The 14,571-nt window shown below is 70.1% G+C and carries 11 protein-coding genes; 2 read left to right on the forward strand and 9 right to left on the reverse strand.

Annotated elements, in window-relative coordinates:
* Positions 1-22 precede the first annotated feature (22 nt).
* Positions 23-1,570 carry an ABC transporter substrate-binding protein gene (locus LCM15_RS11215; RefSeq protein WP_224856367.1) on the forward strand — a complete coding sequence of 516 codons (1,548 nt, stop codon included), beginning with the start codon at positions 23-25 and terminating at the stop codon, positions 1,568-1,570.
* Positions 1,571-1,586: 16 nt separating this feature from the next.
* Here the strand turns inward: LCM15_RS11215 and LCM15_RS11220 are convergent, their stop codons facing one another.
* The 3 genes from LCM15_RS11220 to hslV form a co-directional block, all read right to left on the reverse strand.
* Positions 1,587-2,264: a D-lyxose/D-mannose family sugar isomerase gene (locus LCM15_RS11220; RefSeq protein WP_224856369.1), complete on the reverse strand. Its 678-nt coding sequence runs from the start codon at positions 2,262-2,264 to the stop codon at positions 1,587-1,589.
* Positions 2,265-2,673: 409 nt separating this feature from the next.
* Positions 2,674-3,984 (reverse strand): ATP-dependent protease ATPase subunit HslU, encoded by a 1,311-nt coding sequence (gene hslU, locus LCM15_RS11225; protein WP_224856371.1) that lies wholly within the window; start codon positions 3,982-3,984, stop codon positions 2,674-2,676.
* Between the two features lie 20 nt (positions 3,985-4,004).
* Positions 4,005-4,562 (reverse strand): ATP-dependent protease subunit HslV, encoded by a 558-nt coding sequence (gene hslV / locus LCM15_RS11230; protein WP_224856373.1) that lies wholly within the window; start codon positions 4,560-4,562, stop codon positions 4,005-4,007.
* A 96-nt stretch (positions 4,563-4,658) separates the two neighbouring features.
* Here hslV and LCM15_RS11235 point away from each other — a divergent pair, with 96 nt between their 5' ends.
* Positions 4,659-5,630 (forward strand): phosphotransferase, encoded by a 972-nt coding sequence (locus tag LCM15_RS11235; RefSeq protein WP_224856375.1) that lies wholly within the window; start codon positions 4,659-4,661, stop codon positions 5,628-5,630.
* A gap of 87 nt (positions 5,631-5,717) precedes the next feature.
* On the opposite strand, the gene trxA is transcribed toward LCM15_RS11235, so the two are convergent.
* The 6 genes from trxA to tsaE all read right to left on the reverse strand — a co-directional run bounded on the left by trxA (position 5,718) and on the right by tsaE (position 14,543).
* Positions 5,718-6,038 (reverse strand): thioredoxin, encoded by a 321-nt coding sequence (gene trxA, locus LCM15_RS11240; protein ID WP_224856377.1) that lies wholly within the window; start codon positions 6,036-6,038, stop codon positions 5,718-5,720.
* An 80-nt stretch (positions 6,039-6,118) separates the two neighbouring features.
* Entirely contained in the window at positions 6,119-9,511 is a 3,393-nt protein-coding gene (gene addA / locus LCM15_RS11245; protein ID WP_224856379.1) for a double-strand break repair helicase AddA, read from the reverse strand.
* Positions 9,508-12,438, reverse strand: coding sequence for a double-strand break repair protein AddB (gene addB / locus LCM15_RS11250; RefSeq protein ID WP_224856381.1), 2,931 nt, complete (start codon positions 12,436-12,438; stop codon positions 9,508-9,510). Before addB ends, addA begins: the two co-directional genes overlap by 4 nt.
* The gene (locus tag LCM15_RS11255) at positions 12,431-13,111 is read right to left on the reverse strand and encodes a nucleotidyltransferase family protein (RefSeq protein WP_224856383.1); all 681 of its coding nucleotides are present in this window, start codon (positions 13,109-13,111) and stop codon (positions 12,431-12,433) included. Before LCM15_RS11255 ends, addB begins: the two co-directional genes overlap by 8 nt.
* Complete coding sequence (locus tag LCM15_RS11260; RefSeq protein ID WP_224856385.1) at positions 13,096-14,073, reverse strand: aminoglycoside phosphotransferase family protein; 978 nt, start codon at positions 14,071-14,073, stop codon at positions 13,096-13,098. The genes LCM15_RS11255 and LCM15_RS11260 overlap by 16 nt, the downstream gene beginning before the upstream one ends.
* On the reverse strand, positions 14,070-14,543 hold the full coding sequence (gene tsaE / locus LCM15_RS11265) for a tRNA (adenosine(37)-N6)-threonylcarbamoyltransferase complex ATPase subunit type 1 TsaE (protein ID WP_224856387.1): 474 nt from the start codon (positions 14,541-14,543) through the stop codon (positions 14,070-14,072). The genes LCM15_RS11260 and tsaE overlap by 4 nt, the downstream gene beginning before the upstream one ends.
* Positions 14,544-14,571: the final 28 nt, after the last annotated feature.

The raw sequence follows: 14,571 nt of genomic DNA on the forward strand, positions 1-14,571 counted from the left end.
CGCAGGAAAGACCGACCGTCCCATGAGTGGCTTCAAACGCCGTCGCCTGATCCAGACAGCCCTCGCCGCCGCGGTGCTGGGCGCGTCCGGCGTGGCCGCCGCGCCGGCCCGCTCGGGTGGCACGCTACGCGCCGGGCTCGGCGGGGCGCATCCGGGCGACAGCTGGGATGCGAGGTCCCATTCCGACCTCTTCATGATCGCGGCAGCGCAGGGCGCGGTCTTCGACACGCTGACCGAGGTGGCCGCCGACGGCTCGCTGCGCGGCGAGCTGGCCACCGGCTGGGAGGCCAGCGCCGATGCCCGCATCTGGACCGTGACGCTGCGCGAAGGCGTGCGCTTTCACAACGGCACGCCCTTCACCGCGCGCGACGTGATCGCCTCGCTCAACCTGCACCTCGCGCCCGGCACCGCCTCGGGCGCACGCCCGCTGGTCGAGACCATCGCCCGGATGGAGCGGCTCTCGGATCACCGCCTGCGGTTCACCCTGGCCGAGGGCAATGCCGATTTCCCCTACCTGCTCGCCGATTATCACCTGCTGATCTACCCGGCCGACCAGACCGACGCGGCCATCGCGCAGGGCATCGGCACCGGGCTCTACCGGGTCGAGCACTTCGAGCCGGGCCGGCGCTTCATCGGGCGGCGGGTCGCGGGCCATTACAAGGACGGGCAGGCGGGCTGGTTCGATCAGATCGAGCTCTACGCGATGAATGACGGCGCCGCGCGGGTGGCGGCGCTGCGCAGCGGGCAGGTCGACACCATCAGCCGCGTGGCGCCGCAGCGCGCCGCACGGCTTCGAGCCGAGCCGAGCCTGCGGCTGCAGGACATCCCCGGCAACCAGTATTACGGCTTTGCCATGCAGACCGGCGCCGCGCCCTTCGACGCGCTGCACATCCGGCAGGCGCTGAAACACGCCATCGACCGGCAGGCGATCCTCGACCGGGTGCTGCTGGGGCACGGCCGCATCGGCGCAGACAGCCCGCTCGGGCCCGCCAACCAGTACACCGCCGATCTCGCGGTGCCGGCCTATGATCCCGACCGCGCCCGGCATCACCTCAGGCAGGCCGGGCTGTCGCGCCTGACCCTGCCGCTTTCGGTCTCGGACGCGGCGTTTGATGGTGCCCACGAGGCCGCGGAGCTCTTTGCCGAGAGCGCCGGCGCCGCCGGGATCGACATCGCCCCGGTGGTCGAGCCGGGCGCCGGCTACTGGTCGGAGGTCTGGCGCAACCGGCCCTTCAGCGCCTGCGCGTGGTCGGGCCGGGTCACCGAGGACTGGATGCTCTCGACCCAGATGCGCGAGGGCGCACCGTGGAACGACACCCAGTGGGGCATGGCGCAAAGCCCGCGCTTCCAGTCCCTGCTGCTCGAGGCGCGCGCCGCGCTCGACAGCGCCCGGCGCCGGGCGCTCTATGGCGAGATGCAGCAGATCCTGCGCGACGAGGGCGGGCTTCTGGTGCCGGTCTTTGCCAACCACCTGCAGGCCCATAGCGACCGCATCGCCACCCCGGGCCGCATCGGCGCGCTCTGGGCCATGGACAACGCCCGCTTCGCGGAACGCTGGTGGCGCGCCTGAGCCGCGCGCCGCAGGCTCAGAGCCTGTCGGCGTAGTCCGACACCAGCAGGTGCAGCGGCGGCTCGTCTTCCTCGATCTCCGAGAAGCGGCCGATCTCCATCTCGAAGATGTTGTCGGTGAGATCGTCGTTGACCGTCGAGACCTCGCCGATCAGCACATCGCTGCCCTCGCCCCAGAAGGCGTGCCACGTGGTCGGGAAGAGCGTCAGCGACTCGCCGGGATCGAGCTTCAGATGGCCGCCCGCAGGCAGCGTACGCTCCATGCCGTCGCAGAGCACCGTCACCGGCGCGTGGCGGTCGATTTCGCCCTCCGGCGTCGCCGCGAACAGCTCGAGCACCAGCGTGCCGCCACCGCGGTTGATGATGTCCTCGACTTTGATGTCGTGGCGGTGATTGGGGCTGAGCTGGTCGCGCCGCGAGATCATGATCTTCTCGGCGTAGAGCATGGCGCTGTGCTTGCCGAGATCGGCGTTGAGGCCGTTGCGGGTGGTGAAGAGAAACAGCCCCATCCGGTCGAAATCGCCGGCGCCGTAATCGGTGATGTCCCAGCCCATGTTGCGGCGCTTGATCTCGCCATGCTCGGCGGCGCGCAGCTCGTCGGGCGAGAGATAGGCGAAGGGCGGCAGGCAGAAGTCGTGGCTGCGGATGAAGGCGTCGCCTTCGCGGATGATCTCGTTGATGCGCGAGCGTTTCATGCGGCTCCTCCCTTGGATGTCGTGGCGACGATAGCCAGAGCGCCGCGCCGGCGGTAGGGGCGGGACGCCTCCGGCGGGAGTATTTTTGACGAAGAGAAGAGGGGGGCGGTGTGGCGGGCGGCGGTTCGGTGGGAGCCCGGCGGTGGCTCGGGCTTGGCGAGGGGGGGACGCCTCCGGCGGGAGTATTTTTGACGAAGAGAAGAGGGGGGCGGTTTGGCGGGCGGCGGTTCGGCGGGCGCCCGGCTGTGCCGGTCTTGGCGAGGGGAGGGACGCCTCCGGCGGGAGTATTTTGACGAAGAGAAGAGGGGAGCGGTTGGGCGGGCCGTGGTTCGGCGGGAGCCCGTCGGGGGTGCGGCGGCTTCGCGGGGCAAGGGAGAAGAGCGGGGGTGCCGCTCTTCTCGGAGGGGGGTCAGAGCACGTAGCGGCTCAGGTCGGCGGAGCGGGTGAGCTCGCCGAGATAGGTCTCGACGAAGGCGTCATCCACCGTGATCTTGTCGCCGGCGCGGTCGGGGGCGGTGAAGGACAGCTCCTCGAAGACCCGCTCCATCACCGTGTAGAGCCGGCGGGCGCCGATGTTCTCGACGCTCTCGTTGACCTGCGCGGCGATGCGGGCGAGCGCGTGGATGCCGTCTTCGGTGAACTCGACCGTGACCTCCTCGGTGGCCATCAGCGCGGTGTACTGGCGCGTCAGCGCGTTGTCGGTCTCGGTCAGGATGCGGACGAAATCGTCCTCGGTCAGCGCCCGCAGGTTCACCCGGATCGGCAGGCGGCCCTGAAGCTCGGGCAGCAGGTCCGACGGCTTGGCGATGTGGAACGCACCCGAGGCGATGAACAGGATGTGGTCGGTCTTGACCGGGCCGTGCTTGGTCGAGACCGTGGTGCCCTCGATCAGCGGCAGCAGGTCGCGCTGCACCCCCTCTCGGGAGACATCGCCGCCGCGGGTCTCCTGCCGCGCCGCCACCTTGTCGATCTCGTCGAGGAAGACGATGCCGTTCTGCTCCACCGCCTCGAGCGCAGCCTTCTTGACCACCTCGTCGTCGAGCAGCTTGTCGGCCTCTTCCTGGATCAGGATCTCGTAGCTTTCCGCCACCGTCAGCTTCTTGCGCGTGGTGCGGCCGCCGAACGCCTTTCCGAACATCTCGGAGAGGTTCATCATGCCCATGCCGCCCTGACCCGGCTGGCCGGGGATCTCCATCATCGGGAAGGGCGAGGCGGTCTCGGCCACGTCGAGCTCGATCTCGGTGCCGTCGAGCTCACCGTTGCGCAGCTTCTTGCGGAACATCTCGCGGGTGGACTCGCGCGCGTCGGTGCCGGCGATGGCCTCGATCACCCGGTCCTCGGCGGCCTTGTGGGCGGCGGCCTTCACCTCTTCGCGCATGTGCTCGCGGGTCAGCGCGATCGAGCTGTCGGCCAGATCGCGGATGATCTGCTCGACGTCGCGCCCGACATAGCCCACCTCGGTGAACTTGGTCGCCTCGACCTTGATGAACGGCGCCTTGGCGAGCTTCGCCAGCCGCCGCGAGATCTCGGTCTTGCCGACGCCGGTGGGGCCGATCATAAGGATGTTCTTCGGATAGACCTCGTCTCGCAGGTCCTCGCTGAGCTGCTTGCGCCGCCAGCGGTTGCGCAGCGCCACCGAGACGGCGCGCTTGGCATCCTGCTGGCCGATGATGAAACGGTCGAGTTCCGAGACGATCTCGCGGGGGGTCAGGTCGGTCATGTTGGTCCTTTCGCGGCGTCTCAGGCCGAAATGGTCTCTACGGTGAGGTTGCCGTTGGTGTAGACGCAGATATCGGCGGCGATGCTCATGGCGCGGCGGGCGATCTCTTCCGCCGAACGCTCGCTGTCCATCATGCCGCGCGCCGCGGCGAGGGCGAAGTTGCCGCCCGAGCCGATCGCCGCGATGTCATGCTCGGGTTCGAGCACATCGCCGGCGCCGGTGATCACGTAGAGCTCGCGCCCGTCGGTGACGATCAGCATCGCCTCGAGCTTCTGCAGGTACTTGTCGGTGCGCCAGTCCTTGGCAAGCTCGACGCAGGCACGCTGCAGCTGGCCGGGGGTCTTCTCGAGCTTGGCTTCGAGCCGCTCGAGCAGGGCGAAGGCATCCGCGGTGGAGCCGGCAAAGCCGCAGACCACGTCCGAGCCGCCCGGCGACAGGCGCCGCACCTTGCGGGCCGAGCCCTTGATCACGGTCTGGCCAAGGCTCACCTGCCCGTCGCCCGCGACCACCACCTGTCCGCCCTTGCGGACGCCGATGATCGTGGTGCCATGCCAGCCGGGGAATTCCTGATCGGCCATGTTTCGTCTCCTTCTCGTGCTGGGCGCCATATGGGGGCTGGACATTGCCGCGACAAGGCGATGCCCTCGGATCGGACATAGAGCAGGGGCACGCGGATGGAAATGCGGGGCGGGGATCTCGAGGCGGCGGCGCTGGCGCTCTGGCCGGATCTGGCGCGCGAGATGGGCGAGAAGGCCGGGCTCTGGCGGGCCGCGCCGCTGGCCCGGCGCGAGGATGCACGGGTGGCGCGGGTGCTGCTCCGGCTCGACGGGCCGGAGGGGCGGCGGCTGGTGCTGAAGCATCAGGCGCTCCCCCTCGCCCCCGACAAATTCGCGGACGGCATCGCCGCGCATATGGCGGTGCAGGAGGTCTGGCCGGAGGGGCTGCCGCTGATGCGGTCGGTCGATCTCGCGCGACAGGCCTGCGTGATGGACTATCTTCCCGCGCGACCGCTCTCGGTGCTTCTCGACGGGGCGCCGCTTGCGGATCAGGCGGCGCTGCTGCGGCGCGCAGGGGCGTGGATGGCGGGGTTTCACCGGGCGCTGCCGGGCGAGGCGCGGGTGTTCCAGCCGAAATTCACCATCCGCTTCCTGCGCTCGGTGATGGGCGAACTGCGCGCCGGGGACCGGCAGGTGGCGGAGCCGGAGCGCTTCCTCGCCTGCGCCGAGGCTTTGTGCGCCATGCAGCCGCGTTTCGAGGGGCAGGAGACGGTGACCGCGCAGACCCACGGCGATCTGCACCAGCGCAACCTCGTGCTCGACGAGACGCGCTGCTGGGGCGTGGATTTCGCCGGCGGCCGGGTGGTGCCGGTCGGGCATGACATCGCGCGGCTGCTGACCGACTACGCCATCCTCCACGCGCCGAAAGAGGCGATCCCGGCGGGGCATGTCCTGCCGCCCGAGGCGCTTGCCGGCTTTATCGAGGGCTACGGGCTGGTCGGCCCCGACGATCCGTCGGTGCAGCTTTTGCTGCGCAACCGGGTGCTGGCGGAGTGGTGGGGCCTGCCGTCGCGAGAGGCCGAGCGCAGCCGGGCGCAGGTGCGCCGCTTCGCACGGCTGACGGCGCTGGCAGAGAGGGTGTTCGGCTGACGCCGTGCGCGTTGCGACACAGGCCGGAAACGAAAAATGCGCCCCGCGGGGAGGCGCATTTTTCCGTGTCTGACGATCGGGTCGCGCTTACATCGCTTCCTTGATCCAGCTCTCGATCGAGGCCTTGGGCGCCGCGCCGGTGCGGTTCGAGACGACCTCGCCATCCTTGAACAGGAACAGGGCGGGGATGCCGCGCACGCCGAGCTGGGCGGCAACGGCCTGATCGTGGTCGACGTTGATCTTGGCGACCTTGACCTTGCCTTCGTACTGCTCGGACAGCTCTTCGAGCGCCGGGCCGATCTGTTTGCACGGGCCGCACCATTCGGCCCAGAAATCGACCACGACGGGGATGTCGGAGTTCTTCACTTCCTCGTCGAAGGTCGCGTCGGTGACGGGAACGGTGGCCATGGTTTTCTCCTTAACGGGTGTGGAACGGGTGAGGCAGCCGGTGACTTGAGGCGTGAAGGTAGGTATCGCCCGCTGAGAGGTCAAGCCGTCGTGGCCCGGGCCAGCGCGGCAGACACAAGATCGTGCGGCAGCGCCATGTAGCTTTGCGTCGCCGTCCAGATCAGCCCCGTTTCCACCTCGCGCCCGGGCCAGATCTGCGCCAGTGCCGCCGCATAGGCCCCCATCTGGCGCAGCAGGCCCTCGGGCACCTCTGCCGGCGTCGCGGGCACGGTGCGGTTCGACTTGAAGTCCACCGCGATGACCTTGTCGGGGGTGACCAGAAGCCGGTCGATGACGCCGTGGATCCGTCCGACCGGCGCGATGCTGGCGGAAATCGGCACCTCGGCAAGGCTGCCGGGCGCGAAGAACGGCGCGAGGTTGCTGGCCGACAGGACCCGCATGGCATCCCTGACGAGGCTGTTTGTCTCTTCCGGGCAATCCTCGAGAATGGCCAGCACATGCTCGGATTTTGCGAGCCGCTGGTCTTCGGGCAGCTCGGAGAGATGCTCGAGCAGGAAGTGCAGCGCCGTGCCGCGGCGCTTGGCCTCCTCCTCGTCGTCCGCGAGCTCGCCGTCACGCGGCTCAGAGCCGATGACCTTGGCGCCACCAAGCCCGGATGGGGAAACCGCCTCCGCCGCCGGGTCGGGCGCCGCTGCCGGATGGCGGAACACCTCCGGCAGATCCACCTCGATGCGGGGCGTCTCCTCGACTGTCTCGTGCGGCAGGTCGCTCCAGTCGACGCGGCCCAGCGTCAGCCCCTCGCCGCTGCCCCAGCTGCCGAAGCCGAACTCGACAGGCTCCGCGCCCGAGCGCTCCATGCCGATCCGCACCTGATCGTACCAGGCGTTGCCCTGACTGCCGAGCTTGCCGGCGGCGGCGACCACCAGCCACTTCTCGGCCCGGGTCAGAGCCACGTAGAGCAGCCGGTCCCGCTCGCGCTGGTCGGCCTCCTTGGCCTCGGCCAGGGCCTGCGCCTGCACCTGCGGCTGGCCGTCGGCGCTGGCCTTCCAGACCGTGCCGGTCTCGCCCTCGAGCAGGCTGTCGCGGATCTGGCTGTTGGGCTCGGCGCAGTCGGGCAGGATCACGATCGGCGCCTCGAGGCCCTTCGCCCCGTGCACCGTCATCACCCGGATGCGGCTGCCGGCGCTGTCGGGGGCGCGCTTGATCTCGAGATCGTCGGTCTGCATCCATTCGAGGAAGCCGGTCAGCGAGGGCACCTCGGTCTGCTCGTAGGCCAGCGCCTGCGCGAGCAGCGCGTTGATGCCGTCCTCGGCCTCTTCGCCCAGCCGCCCGAGCAGCCGCTTGCGCCCGTCATGGCGCGTCAGGATGCGTTCGATCAGGTCGTAGGGGCGCAGGAAGTCGGTCTCGCTGCGCAGGTCGTCGAGCACCGCCATCACGCGCGGCAAGGCTTCTCGGTTCCTGCGCAACTCTGCCCAGAGATAGCCCTTGCGACCCTGCGCCAGCGTGAAGAGCTGTTGCTGCGACAGGCCAAAGAGTGGCGAGCGCAGCGCGGTGGCGAGCGAGAGGTCATCCTCGGGCGTGGCGAGGAACGCCAGCAGCGCGCCGATGTCCTTCACCGCCAGCTCCGACATCACCTTGAGCCGGTCGGCCCCGGCAATCGGCAGGTTGTGCTGCTTGCAGGCGCGGATGATCTCGGAGAACAGCGTGCCGCGCCCGCGCACGAGGATCAGGAAATCGCCGGCATGGGCTGGGCGCGTCTTGTAGCTGCCGCTATGGCCGATCTCTTCAGGCAGCGGCGTGCCGATGGTGCGGTCGATGAAGCCCGCGATGCGGTTGGCGAGGATCACCGCATGATGGCGCTGGCCGATGCGGTCGACCGGCTCGTACCAGTCGGCCTCTTCCTCGTCGTCCTTGGTGGATTCCACGTGCGGCCAGAGATCGACCCGGCCGGGCATCTCGGACTTGAAGGCGCGGTGGGTCTGATCCTGCGAGAACCCCGCCGCCTCTCGCCCGTCGAAGGTGTTGTCCACCAGCCGCAGGATCGGCTCGGCCGAGCGGAAGCTGTATTCCAGCATCATCCGGCTGAGCGGGGCCTCGGTGCGCTGCAGGCGTTCGGCAAATTCGTCGCACATGCGGTCGAACTCGCGCGGGTCGGCGCCCTGGAACGAGTAGATCGATTGTTTCTTGTCACCCACCACGAAGATCGTGCGCCGCACGTCGGCGCGCGCGCCCTCGCCGGAGGTGAACTCGTGCGCCAGCCGCTCGATGACCTGCCACTGCACCGGCGAGGTGTCCTGGGCCTCGTCCACGAGGATGTGGTCGATGCCGCCATCGAGCCGGTAGAGCACCCATTCCGCCACCCGCTCGTGCGAGAGCAGATCGCGCGCGCGGGTCACCAGATCGTCGAAATCGAGCCAGCCGCGGCGCTGCTTCTCGGTCTCGTAGGCGGGCAGGAACGCCTGCGCGAAGCGGTGCAGCGCCAGCTCGCGCCCCACGGCACCAAGCGCCAGCCGGGTCTCGCGCGCCTGTTCGACCCTTCGCATGAGGTCTTCGAGCCGGGTCATCAGCGGCTCGAGCGCGCCGGTGCGCAGCCCCTTGGTGGGGAAGCTGCCGATCTTGGCGGTGAACGGCTCCTTCGCGGCCTTGCCGGTGAGCAGCACGCCCTCGAGAATCTGCAGCGCGTCGAGATCGGGGGCGGTGATGCGGGACAGTTGCAGGCCCGCCTTCTGGTCGTTCTTGCCCGATCCGGCCAGCGCCGCCGCCAACTCGCGCAGCAGCTCGATCTCGCCGCCGAGGAAGACCGACGCCAGCAGCGTCTCGTCGCTGTCGTCGGGCGAAAGGCCGTACATGGCAAGGATGTCTTCCCGCGCGCGGGCCGGCAGGAACGCCTCCTTGGTGCGGCAGATCTCGGCCAGCAGCTTGTCGGGATCGTCGGTCAGGTAACGCGCAAGCTCGGCCACCAGAGCCTGTTGCGGGCCTTCCGAGAGCCGGTCGAGTACCTCGGCGCGCAAAAGCTGCGCCGCGCGGTCCTCCATCTCGTGGAACTGCGGAGAGACACCGGCCTCGAGCGGGAAGCGCCGCAGGAGCGAGGCGCAGAACGAGTGGATGGTCTGGATGCGCAGACCGCCCGGTGTCTCGATGGCGCGGGCAAAGAGCGTACGCGCGCCGGCCAGTCGGTCGGGCGGCAGCGGTCCGTCGAGGCCAAGCTGGCGCAGCTCGGCCCGGAGCGCCTCGTCATCCAGCATCGCCCAGGCGCCGAGACGGCGGAACAGGCGGTTCTGCATCTCGGTGGCGGCGGCCTTGGTGTAGGTCAGGCACAGGATGTGCTCGGGCAGCACCCCGTCGAGCAGCAGCCGCGCCACCCGGTCGGTGAGCACGCGGGTCTTGCCCGATCCGGCATTGGCCGAGAGCCATGTCGACAGGTCCGGTCGCGCGGCGCGGACCTGCGCCTCGGTTGCCTCGTCGCGCTTCATTCCAGCACCTCGCGGTCGGCTTCGTCGACCACGTCCCATTCGCCGAAGCGCGACAGGTGGTCATACTCGGACAGGTCCTTCTCCCGTACCAGCGCGGCGCGGGCGGTATAGCCGCGATCGGGCTCGAACCAGCGGGTCATCAGGGTCTCGAACTCGGCCCAGACCTGCTGCGCCGGCATCTCTTCGAGGGGCGCCGGCACCTCGCGCGGCGTGTTCGCGACCGAGACGAACACGGCCTGTTCCGTGTGCCGTGGCTGCAGGTCCTTGAACGCGCCGCGCTCGACCATCGCCGCCTCGAGAAGAAGCTGCTTGTCGAAATGGCGCTGCTGGCTCTCGGTCGGGGCGGCGCCGGTCTTGTAGTCGTAGAGATGCGCGCCGCCGCGATCGTCGATGTCGATCCGGTCGGCCTTGCCCCGCAGGGTGAACCCCAGCGCCGGGATCTCGGCATGGCCCATGATCTCGAAATGCGCCGGGCGGGCGATGGCCTGCCGGTCGCGCTCGGTCTCTGCGAACCACTCCGCCACGCGCCCGAGCCGCGCCTGCCAGAGATGCCGGGTCGTGGGGTAGGGCACGCGCTCCGGGTCACCGATCAGCGCGGAGGTGCGGCGCAGCAGCGCCTCGGTGCTGAGCTGCGACGGATCCGCGAGGCTCTCCTTCACGAACTCCTCGAGCACCTCGTGGATCAGGATGCCGCGCAGCAGCGCATCGGGGGCGCGTTGCAGCGGATTGAGCGGCGCGAGCCGCAGCACCCGCTTGGCGTAGATGTGGAACGGGTCGCGGATCAGGTGCTTGATCTCGGTGACCGACAGGCTGCGGGGGCGCGCTTCGACCGGCGGCGCCGGCGAGGGCCGGGTCGCCGGCGGGCTTGGTTGCGGCTTTTCCAGCGCGCGGGCCAGCGCCAGCCAGTGACGGCCCCGCGCTTTCATTGCGCTAAGCGCCTGCGGCCCGCTGCGGTCGGGCAGGCCGTTCATCAGGTTCATCAGGCGGTTGAGCCAGCGCGAGGGCACCGTCTCGGCATCGTCGGACTTGAGCGCACGGGTCAGCCAGACCTGCGGCGCGGCCACCGCCTGCTGGAAGTCATGCGCGGCGAGGCCGATGCGCCGCTCGGGCACCAGAAGGCCCGCCTTGTGGCGCATCCGGCGGTTCAGCCACGGATCGGCGCCGGGGAGTTCCGGCCACGAGCCTTCGTTGAGCCCGCCGAGGATCAGCAGGTCGGCCCCCATCACGCGGGCCTCGAGCGTGCCCCAGATCAGGATGCGCGGGTGCGGCGCGTCGCGGTCGCGCAGCTCGTGCTGCTGCAGGATCGCCGCGAAGAGATCGCCGTAATCGCGCGCGTCGAGATCGGTGCCAAAGCCCGCCTCGTCGCGCAGACCCTCGACCACCGCCCGCGCTTTGCGCCCGGCGGCCTCTTTCCAGAGCTCGGAATCTTCACCCTGCGGCCCGGCGGCGATGGCCTCGGCGCGGGCGACATGATCCTCCAGCCAGTCCGACAGCGCGCGTTTGCCGCGCCGGGGCGGTTGGCAGAAGCTGTCGGCAACCCAGTTCGCCCAGCTCTCCATCTCCTCCGCCACGCCCCAGGCGCGGATCAGCTCGGGGCGCGGGTAGGGCCAGGACTTGTTGCGGATATGCAGCTCGAGCTCGCGGGTGGCGCGCAGGTGCTCGCCGCGGTCATGGCCGGAATGGCAAAGCGGGTGCTTGAGCAGGGTCAGCAGGGCTTCGGCGGTCAGATCGTGCTGGAACAGGGTCGCCACGTGGCGCAGGAAGCGCCCCGGTGGTGACAGCTGCAGCGGCGTGCCGGCGGAATCGTCGGGCAGGATGTTCCAGCGGTCGAGCGCCGCCGTGACCTGCCGCGTCAGCATCCGGTCGGGGGTGATCAGCGCCGCCGTGACGCCCTCCTCGGTGGCCTGCCGCAGTCGCAGCGCGATGGCGGTGGCCTCGTCGCGCTGCGAGGCGGCCTCGACCAGCGTCAGATCGTCGGTGGCGGCAATCAGGTCGGGCAGCCTCGGCCCCTCGTCGCGCCACTGGTCGGTGACGGGGGCAGGGCGCAGCGCCAGCGAAATCAGCCGGTTGCGCGCCGCGCTCGGCGGCTCGGCCTCGGACCAGCGCAGCACCTCGCCGGCCTGCATCCCGAGGTCGTTGACCAGCTTGGCAAAGCGGAACTGCGGGTGGTCCTCGCTGGCCAGCGCATCGGTCAGCCCGTGCCAGACGCTTTCGGGCGTATCGAAATCGAAGCCCGGCAGCACCAAAGCGCCCTGCGGCAGCCGCGCCACCGCGCGCATCAGTTCGTTCGTGCCCCCGCGAGAGCCGGTCGAACCGGCAAGGATCACCGGATGGGCCGGCGGGTTGACCTCCCAGTCGGACAGCCTCTGTTGCAGCGCCAGCCGGCGGAACGCGGTAGTGTCGGGCGCATCCTCGGCGCTGTCGAAATAGCGCTGCACGATGTTGAGAAAGCTCAGCGCGCGCTGCCAGTGGCCGGACTCGTCGCTGACATCGAGCGCCGCGATATCCTCGGGCGAGACGCCCTCGTCCTGCATCTGGTCCATCAGCGTGGCGAGGCTGTCGGCGAGGTCGAAAAGCGCGGTGCGCGGGGCAAGGTCGGGTTGCGAGTCGAGCAGGCCCGAGACCAGCCCGGTCAGCTCCAGCCGCCGCCGCAGGGGCGAGACCGGCGCCGGCAGATGGCTCAGCGCGATCGGGTCGGCGACATTGCTCAGGAGGCGGATGCGCGGCAGCAAGGTCGCCGGCCCGCGGTCAAAGATCTGCCGGATTCGCCGCGCCATGCGGGTGGTGTTCACGATCAGCTCGACCCGCGCCATGGCCTCGGGCGGCTGGCCGTCCATGCGCGCACGCAGCCCCGCGACCAGCGCCTCGGGGAAGTCGATGCCGGGGGCCACGGCAAAGACGCGCGGGGCGGCGGAGGGCTCAAACATCGGCGGCCAGCATGTCTTCTGCGAGACGGATGCCGTCGGGGTGGCCCACGTCGCACCAATGGCCCGGATAGGGCAGCCCGCAGAGCCGGCCTTGCTCGGCCATCTGGTTCCAGACCACGTTCAGCGAGAAAACCGGCTCTGTCACGGCGCGAAGCGCCTCGGTTTTGACGATCTGCGCACCGCTATAGACGAGATCTCCGCCACGGCTGAGCCGGCCATCGCCCAAGATGTCGAAATCGCCGCCGCCCTTGCGGCCCACGGCGTTTGCAAGCGGCACGCAAAGCAGCAGCGCGTCCATGCGCGCCGGGTCCCACGCCTCGGCCAGCAGGCGCAGAGGGTTGGGGCCGGACCAGACCGCGTCGGTGTTGAGCGTGAAGACCGGGTCCGCGCCCAGCAGCGGCAGCGCGTGTCGCAGCCCGCCGCCGGTGTCGAGGATCTCGGGTTCCTCGCGCGAGACGGTGACGTCGCGGGGGGCGAGATGCGCCTCGAGCTGGTCCGCGCGATAATGCGCATTGGCAACCCGGCGCAGCGGGCCGAAGCCCTCGGCCAGCGCCAGCGCGTGGTCGATCAGTGGCCGGCCTGCGACCTCGATCAGCGGCTTGGGGCGGTCGGCGGTGAGGGCGCCCATGCGGGTGCCGAAACCGGCGGCAAAGAGCATCAGGGCGTCGGGCATGGGGATTTCAGCCTTTGCAGGATCTCGGGCGATGGCGCGGGAAGCGCCGGATGCAGGATCGCGGCGATCTCTGCAAGGGCCGGGTGGCGCAGGTCGGCCTGCAGGTGGCCCCAGACCCGCGGGATCAGGTCGATATAGCCGGGCTTGCCCCGGGTCGCCGAGAGCCGGGCAAAGACCCCGAGGATGCGCAGGTTGCGCTGGGCGCCCAGCACCGCCAGGGCGGTGCGGAAGGGCGTCTCGGGCAGGCGGGTCTGCGCGAGATAGTGACGGATCGCGGCCTCGGCGGTCTCGGGCGCCACGTCGCGGCGGGCATCCTCGATCAGCGAGACGAGATCATAGGCGCGGTGGCCCTGCAGCGCGTCCTGGAAATCGAGCAGCCCGGCGCGGGCGGGGCCTTCGCGCTCCGGCAGCCAGAGGATGTTCTCGGCGTGATAGTCGCGCAGGATCATCACGTCGGTCTCGGGGGTGTGGGCTGCGAGCGCACGCTCGAAGGCCTGCGCGCAGGCCTCTAGGGTGCCGGGCGGCGGGGCAAGGCCCGCGTTGGTGGCGTAGCAGGTGAAGGCGAGATCGGTCATCGTCGCGAGATTCTGCGGATCGGCCCTTGGCAGATCGGGCGGCGGTGCGTGGCGATGCAGCGCGATGAGGGCGTCGGTCGCTGCGAGATAGAGCCGCTTTTCGGTCTCGGGATCGGTGGCGAGCCGGGCGATGAGCCCGTCGCCCAGATCCTCGAGCAGCAGCTTGCCCGGGGCTTCGGCAAGGATCTGCGGCGCGCTCAGGCCAAGCGACAGCAGATGCCGCGAGAGCCGGGCGAAGAGCGCGGTGTCGCCCTCGGGGTCGTCCATCAGGATCGCCCGCGCGGCCCCCTTGGCCAACCGCGTGTAGCGCCGGGCCGAGGCATCGCCGGCGATCGGCGTGGCGGTGGCCTCGGCCCAGCCGGCCTCGGCGAGGAAGCGGTCGGTCATGTCGTCAGCTCCGGCACGATGGTGTCCCAGCGCGCATCGCTCCAGTCGATCGTCAGCGCGCGGCTGTCCTCGGCTGCGCCTGCGTCGAAACTCAGCGAGAGCGCGTCGGCGGGGGCCAGATCCTCGAGCCGGTCGGGCCATTCGACGAGGCAGATCGCGGTCTCGAAGGCGTCGGCGAGGCCAAGCTCCTCGCATTGGTCCGGGTCGGAGAGGCGGTAGAGATCGGCGTGCCAGAGCTCGCCGGCCACGGTGTCGTAGACCTGCACCAGCGTGAAGGTCGGCGAGGGCACATCCTCGGGCGGGTCCTGCAGGGCGTGGATCAGGCAGCGGGCGAAATGGGTCTTTCCGGCCCCGATACCGCCCGAGAGCAGCAGCACGTCGCCGGGCGAGAGCCGCGTCGCCAGTCGGCGGGCGAGGGCACAGGTCGCCTCGGGCGAGGTCAGGGTGAGAGCGGCGCGCGGCGAGGTCATGGCCGCGAAGATACCCGCCCGCCGCGCC

Source organism: Salipiger bermudensis (assembly GCF_020171625.1).
Taxonomy (GTDB): Bacteria; Pseudomonadota; Alphaproteobacteria; order Rhodobacterales; family Rhodobacteraceae; genus Salipiger; species Salipiger bermudensis_B.